Here is a 5,931-nt window from a genome sequence, read left to right as displayed (position 1 = left end):
CACCCTCCCCCCGGGCCCCGGGCCGGGCCCCGCCGAGGCGGGCAGCATCGTCGAGGCGGCCCTGTACCGCGACGGCGTCCGGGTCTCCTCCCCCGGCTCGCTGGCGGAGACCTTCCGGGAGCTGCGCGAGCAGCCGTCCGGCATGGCGTGGATCGGCCTCGCCCGCCCGACCGAGGGCGAACTGCTCTCGCTGGCCTCGGAGTTCGACCTCCATCCGCTCTCCGTCGAGGACGCCCTGGAGGCCCATCAGCGGCCGAAGCTGGAGCGCTACGGCGACACCCTGTTCGTCGTCCTGCGCGCCGCCCGCTACCTCGACGCACCCGAGGAGGTCGACTTCGGCGAACTGCACGTCTTCGTCGGCCCCGACTTCGTCATCACGGTCCGCCATGGCGCCGCCCCGGACCTCTCCGCGGTCCGCCGCCGGATGGAGGACAGCCCCGACCTGCTGAAACTCGGCCCCGAGGCGGTGCTGTACGCCATCCTCGACGCGGTGGTCGACGGCTACGCCCCGGTCGTCGCCGGGGTCCAGAACGACATCGACGAGATCGAGACGGAGGTCTTCCGCGGCGACCCCGAGGTCTCCCGCCGGATCTACGAACTCTCCCGCGAGATGGTCGAGTTCCAGCGCGCCACCCGCCCGCTCGTCGGCATGCTGCACGGTCTGATGGCCGGCTTCGCCAAGTACGGCACGGACGAGGAACTCCAGCGCTATCTCCGTGACGTGGCCGACCACGTCACGCACACCAGCGAACGCGTCGACAGCTTCCGCCAGGCCCTCCAGGACATCCTCACGGTGAACGCGACCCTGGTCACCCAGCAACAGAACGCGGAGATGCGGGCGTTGGCGGAGGCGGGCTTCGAGCAGAACGAGGAGATCAAGAAGATCTCCTCGTGGGCGGCCATCCTGTTCGCCCCGACCCTGGTGGGCACGATCTACGGCATGAACTTCAGCCACATGCCCGAGCTGCACTGGGTGTTCGGATACCCCTTCGCGATCGTCCTGATGGCGGTCGTGTGCACCAGCCTGTACTTCGTCTTCAAGCGGAAGCACTGGCTCTGAGCCAAGGCCGACGAGGGCCTCCATGCCCGGCGCGGCAGATCAGCCGGTCCTGCCGCCCGTCGCCGTGGTTCAGGTGGCTGACCGTTCAGGTGGCTGACCGTGACAGCGGATGGCCGCAGGCCGCGGACTGCCCCCCCTGGAGTACTTGGCCCGGCAGCCGGTCGCGGTCGACCGGTGGGCATCGTGCGCCGGTCAGGAGGGGTTCTCGGCCGGGACGTCGGGCTCGGTGTCGTGCCCGGCCTTCCGCTCGGCCTTCTCCCGCACGTCACGCGGTGTGGGTGCGGTGACGTTGTGCTGCTCGGCGGACCGTTCCCGGGTCTCCTCGTCGACCCGATGTGTCTCGCGCCTGTCGGGGGTCTTCATGGGATTCTCCTCTCGGGACCGCTGATCTCCGTGAGGTGCCGGGCATGAGGTGCTAGGCCTTGTCGGCCTTCGCCCGCACGCCGTCGGCGATGCGCTTGCCGATGGTCTCGTCGATGTTCGACCAGTAGGTGAAGGCGCGTTCGAGGACGGGCTCGCTCACCCCGTCGAGCAGGTGCCCGACGACGTTGTCGACCAGGCGGTCGCGGGCCGCGTCGTCCATCACCTCGCGCACCAGGGTGCCGGGCTGCCCCCAGTCGTCGTCCTGCGGGTGGGAGACGTAGGCGGCACGGGTGATCTCGCCGTCCGCCGCCCAGCTGGGCGGGCTCCCGTAACGGGCCGTGTCGGCGGCCGGGCCGCCCTTGGAGTTCGGGGCGTAGACGGGGTCGGTCGTCTTCCGGTAGGCCATCGCGCCGTCCTTGGAGTAGGTGTGGACGTCGACGACGGGTGCGTTGACGGGAAGCTGCTGGTAGTTGCCGCCGATCCGGTGGCGGTGGGCGTCCGCGTACGAGAACAGCCGGGCCAGCAGCATCCGGTCCGGGCTCGGCCCGATGCCGGGGACGAGGTTGTTCGGCTGGAAGGCCGCCTGCTCGATCTCGGCGTGGTGGTCGGTCGGGTTGCGGTCGAGCGTCATCCGGCCGACCGGGATGAGCGGGTAGTCGCCGTGCGGCCACACCTTGGTGAGGTCGAAGGGGTTGAACCGGTAGCCCGCGGCGTCCTCGTACGGCATGACCTGCATGTGCAGGGTCCAGCTGGGGAAGTCCCCGTCACGGATGTGTTCGAAGAGGTCACGCGTGTGGTAATCCGTGTCGACGGCTGCCATCCGGTCGGCCTCGTGCTGGGTGAAGAACTCGATGCCCTGGTCCGTCTTGAAGTGGTACTTCACCCAGAACCGCTCGCCGTCGGCGTTGATCCACATGTATGTGTGCGACGAGTAGCCGTTCATGTGCCGCCAAGTGCGCGGGACGCCCCGGTCCCCCATCAGCCAGGTGACCTGGTGGGCGGACTCCGGTGAGAGCGTCCAGAAGTCCCACTGCATGTCGTGGTCGCGCAGATTGTTGTCCGCGCGGCGCTTCTGGGACCGGATGAAGTGCTGGAACTTCATCGGGTCCTTGACGAAGAAGACCGGCGTGTTGTTGCCGACCATGTCGTAATTGCCCTCGCTGGTGTAGAACTTCACCGCGAAGCCGCGCGGGTCGCGCCAGGTGTCCGGGCTGCCCCGTTCCCCCGCCACGGTCGAGAACCGGATCACCAGGTCGGTGCGCGTGCCCGGCTGGAACACGGCCGCCTTGGTGTAGCGGCTCACGTCGTGCGTCACCTCGAAATGGCCGAACGCGCCGCTTCCCTTCGCGTGCGGCTGGCGCTCGGGTATGCGCTCCCGGTTGAACTGCGCCATCTGCTCGATCAGATAGGCGTCCTGCAACAGGATCGGGCCGCCGGGGCCGACGGTCAGTGAGTGTTCGTCGCTCTCCGCCGGTGCGCCCGAGTCGGTCGTGGTGTGGATCTCGGTCATGACGCTCCTCCTTCCACCGGGTTCGTGGGCCCCATAAGGCGCGTGACCCCGGGAGGCAGCGTCAAACGTCCTGCGCGCCCCTTCTCACCGAAACCCCGGTCAGCGGGGCGCTTCGCCCTGGGCGATCTCGATCTCGTGGTGGAAGTCCAGGACGCCGGCCGAGGCCGCGGTGCCGGACAGCAGCGCGCAGGCGGCCAGGAGGAGGACGATGCGGTGCGGCACCCGGGAGGGGCGGCCGGGCGGGGTGAGCAGGGCGGCGACCCGCTGCGGGACGGGGCCGGTCGTCGCCGCGGCCGCGAAGTCCGGGCGGGGCGAGGAGGCGGCGTGGCCCGCCAGGGCGGCGCGCGCGATGGCGTGGGCGGTCAGGCGCCGGTCGCCGACCGCGCGCGCGGCGGCCTCGTCGGCGGCGCGCTCGGCGGCCAGCCGGATCGCCTCGCGGGCCGGGCGCAGCGCGGGATGGCAGTGCGCGGCGAGTTCGGCGGCGGCGAGGAAGTAGTGGTGTCCGCCGGCGTTGTGCGCGCGCTCGTGGGCGAAGAGGGCGTCGCGCTCCCTGGGGCCCAGGCTGCGCAGCATCGCGGTGGTGACGACGATGCGGTGCGGGCGGCCGGGCAGGGCGTAGGCGTCCGGGTGCGGAGAGTCGACCACGCAGAGGTCGCCCGCGGCGGGGCGCCGGTCGGCCTGTCGGCGGGCGACGCGGAACGCCCTGGACTGGCGCAGCGCGGAGCGTACGAGCGTGACGGCGCCGAGGGTCAGCGCGCCGGTGGCCAGCGCGGCGGCGGGGACGACGACGAGGCCGGAGGGGGCGTTCAGCGGGTGGACCAGTTCGCCGAGCGCGGCGAGGGCGGGCACCCGGAGCAGTCCGGTCAGGAGCAGGGCGCCCAGCGAGGCCACGCAGGCGCCTGCGAGCACCAGGGCACAGACGGTGAGGGTCCACAGCGCGACCACGGGGCGCGCGCCCTCCAGTGCGCGCCGGACCAGCGGCGGCGCCGCGAAGGGCAGCAGCAGGGGGACGACCAGCAGGATGACGTTCACGCCTCGTCCGCCTCCAGGAGCTGGCGCAGCACGCGTTCGTCGTCCGGGCCGAGCTGGGCGACGAAGCGGGCCAGGACCGTCTCGCGGTCGCTGTCGCGGTCGAGCTCGGTGTGCATCCTGCGGGCGGTCAGGCCCTGGGCGTCCTGGGCCGGGTGGTACGCGAAGCCGCGGCCCTGCCGCTCCCGCTGCACGACGCCCTTCTCGTGCAGTCTGGTGAGGATCGTCGTCACGGTCGTACGGGCCAGGCCGGAGTCGAGGTCGAGTTGTACCTGCGCCGCCGTGAGCGGCAGGTCCGCGGCCCACAGCACGGCCATGACGGCGGCCTCCAGCTCACCCGCCGGCCGACGTTCGTCCTTGGCTTCGGTCATGGGAACGATCCTCCCCCCACATTCGTCTACAGTGTCGTAGACCGTCTACATGATTGTAGTCAATCGAGCAGTTGTTCACGCGGTTGTACAAGCAGTCGTTTCCCGCTGTCACCCACTGGAAGGCCTCGCGTCGATGACCACCTCACTGCACCTATCGTCGCAGCTCGCTGTCAACGTGCTCGACGCACGGTCGCTGCTGGCCGCCTTCGGGGTGCTCGGCGTAGGCGTGGTGCTGTTCGCCGAGACGGGGCTGCTGATCGGCTTCTTCCTGCCCGGCGACTCCCTGCTGTTCACCGCGGGCCTGCTGTGCACCGGCAGCGCCGACCGCGGGGTGAAGCTGTCGCTGGGGCCGCTGCTGGTGGTCGCGGCGGTGGGTGCGCTGGCCGGTTCCCAGGTCGGCTATCTGCTCGGCCGGAAGGCGGGCGGGACCCTGCTGGCCCGCACCCGTTCGGCGCGGCTGCGCGAGGGCGCCGACCGCGCGGAGGAACTGCTGGAGCGGTACGGGTACGCGAAGGCGATCCTGCTGGCCAGATTCGTGCCGGTGGTGCGGACCGTGCTCAACCCGATGGCCGGCGCGCTGAACGTGCCGGGGCGGGTCTTCACCGTGTGGCAGGTGATCGGCGGGCTGATCTGGACGCTGGGCCTGACCCTCGCGGGATACGCGCTCGGATCCTCGGTCCCGAACGTCGACCACTACCTGCTCCCGCTGGTGGCGCTGATCGTCGCGGTGTCGCTGCTCCCGCTCGCCGCGGAGCTGTACCGCAGCCGGCGGGCCGCGCGGACGAACGGTACGAAGGACGGGCGGACGAACGGTACGCGGGACGCGCGCGCCGACGGTTCGGCGGACGGTTCGGCGGACGGTTCGGCGGGCGGACGGACCGGCGCGAAGGCGACGGAGCGCTGATGGGCCCGGCCCCGCTCCTCCGGGTCCGTATGCCGGAGGCCGTGTCGTGAGGCGCGCGGACGTCACCGAGCTGTCGGGCAGCGTGGGGCTCGGCGCCTGGACCGCGTTCGGCCTGCTGACCCTGGCCGTCGTCGGCGCCGGCGGCGCCCCGCTGTTCCTGGACGACGCGCTGCACGCCTGGTCGCTGGCCCACCGCCCGGAGGTGGCCGTGGCCGCCGCCCGCGCGCTGACCGCCACCGGGACCGGCGTGATCGCGTACCTGCTCGCCGCGCTGGCCGGGGTGCTCGTCGGACGCACCCCGCGGCAGCGGCTGACCGGCGTCGCGCTCGCCGTCGGCTGTCTCGCCTCGGGCCAGCTGCTGCGCTACACCGTGATGGTCCTGGTGCACCGGCCGCGACCGCCGCGGCAGGACTGGGCGACGCACGCCTCGGGCTGGGCCTTCCCCTCCGGCCACGCCACCACGGCGACACTGACGGCCGGACTGCTGATACTCGCGCTGACCGTGAACGCCCCACGCGGCGGCACCGCGCTGCGCCTCGCCGTCGGCTGCTGGGGTGTACTGGTCGGCCTGACCCGTGTCTACCTCGGCGTCCACTGGTTCACCGACGTCGTCGGCGGCTGGCTGTTCGGGCTGGGCTGGCTCGGACTGTGCGTGTGCGCGATGTCGCGGTGGCTGCCCGCCGGCTTCCTCACC

At 71.8% G+C, this 5,931-nt stretch carries 7 protein-coding genes; 3 read left to right on the top strand and 4 right to left on the bottom strand.

Annotated elements, in window-relative coordinates; genetic code table 11:
- Positions 1–46 precede the first annotated feature (46 nt).
- Positions 47–1,060 (top strand): CorA family divalent cation transporter, encoded by a 1,014-nt coding sequence (locus tag FNH09_RS43715; protein ID WP_162469997.1) that lies wholly within the window; start codon positions 47–49, stop codon positions 1,058–1,060.
- A gap of 192 nt (positions 1,061–1,252) precedes the next feature.
- Here the strand turns inward: FNH09_RS43715 and FNH09_RS46925 are convergent, their stop codons facing one another.
- From FNH09_RS46925 to FNH09_RS43700, 4 genes are all read right to left on the bottom strand, one after another.
- Positions 1,253–1,423 (bottom strand): hypothetical protein, encoded by a 171-nt coding sequence (locus FNH09_RS46925; protein WP_156110862.1) that lies wholly within the window; start codon positions 1,421–1,423, stop codon positions 1,253–1,255.
- 52 nt (positions 1,424–1,475) lie between these two features.
- A complete protein-coding gene (locus tag FNH09_RS43710) occupies positions 1,476–2,933 on the bottom strand; it encodes a catalase (protein WP_152895429.1) in 1,458 nt (485 codons plus the stop codon).
- 99 nt (positions 2,934–3,032) lie between these two features.
- Entirely contained in the window at positions 3,033–3,965 is a 933-nt protein-coding gene (locus FNH09_RS43705; RefSeq protein WP_162469996.1) for a M48 family metalloprotease, read from the bottom strand.
- The gene (locus FNH09_RS43700) at positions 3,962–4,333 is read right to left on the bottom strand and encodes a BlaI/MecI/CopY family transcriptional regulator (protein ID WP_152895428.1); all 372 of its coding nucleotides are present in this window, start codon (positions 4,331–4,333) and stop codon (positions 3,962–3,964) included. The genes FNH09_RS43705 and FNH09_RS43700 overlap by 4 nt, the downstream gene beginning before the upstream one ends.
- 133 nt (positions 4,334–4,466) lie before the next feature.
- On the opposite strand from FNH09_RS43700, the gene FNH09_RS43695 reads away from it, so the two are divergent.
- Together FNH09_RS43695 and FNH09_RS43690 are read left to right on the top strand one after the other, a co-directional pair.
- On the top strand, positions 4,467–5,237 hold the full coding sequence (locus FNH09_RS43695; protein WP_152895427.1) for a DedA family protein: 771 nt from the start codon (positions 4,467–4,469) through the stop codon (positions 5,235–5,237).
- Positions 5,238–5,283: 46 nt separating this feature from the next.
- On the top strand, positions 5,284–5,931 hold a 648-nt coding region (locus FNH09_RS43690; RefSeq protein WP_162469995.1), incomplete at its 3' end, for a phosphatase PAP2 family protein.

This window comes from Streptomyces adustus (assembly GCF_009377175.1).
Lineage (GTDB): Bacteria > Actinomycetota > Actinomycetes > Streptomycetales > Streptomycetaceae > Streptomyces > Streptomyces adustus.
Note: the sequence above shows the minus strand (reverse complement) of the source record. Positions and strands in the feature narration are given on the sequence as shown.

Bases quoted from the DNA above. Each gene is read 5' to 3' on its own strand.
- FNH09_RS46925 (WP_156110862.1), bottom strand. From the start codon at position 1,423: ATGAAGACCCCCGACAGGCGCGAGACACATCGGGTCGACGAGGAGACC.
- FNH09_RS43710 (WP_152895429.1), bottom strand. From the start codon at position 2,933: ATGACCGAGATCCACACCACGACCGACTCGGGCGCACCGGCGGAGAGC.
- FNH09_RS43700 (WP_152895428.1), bottom strand. From the start codon at position 4,333: ATGACCGAAGCCAAGGACGAACGTCGGCCGGCGGGTGAGCTGGAGGCC.
- FNH09_RS43695 (WP_152895427.1), top strand. From the start codon at position 4,467: ATGACCACCTCACTGCACCTATCGTCGCAGCTCGCTGTCAACGTGCTC.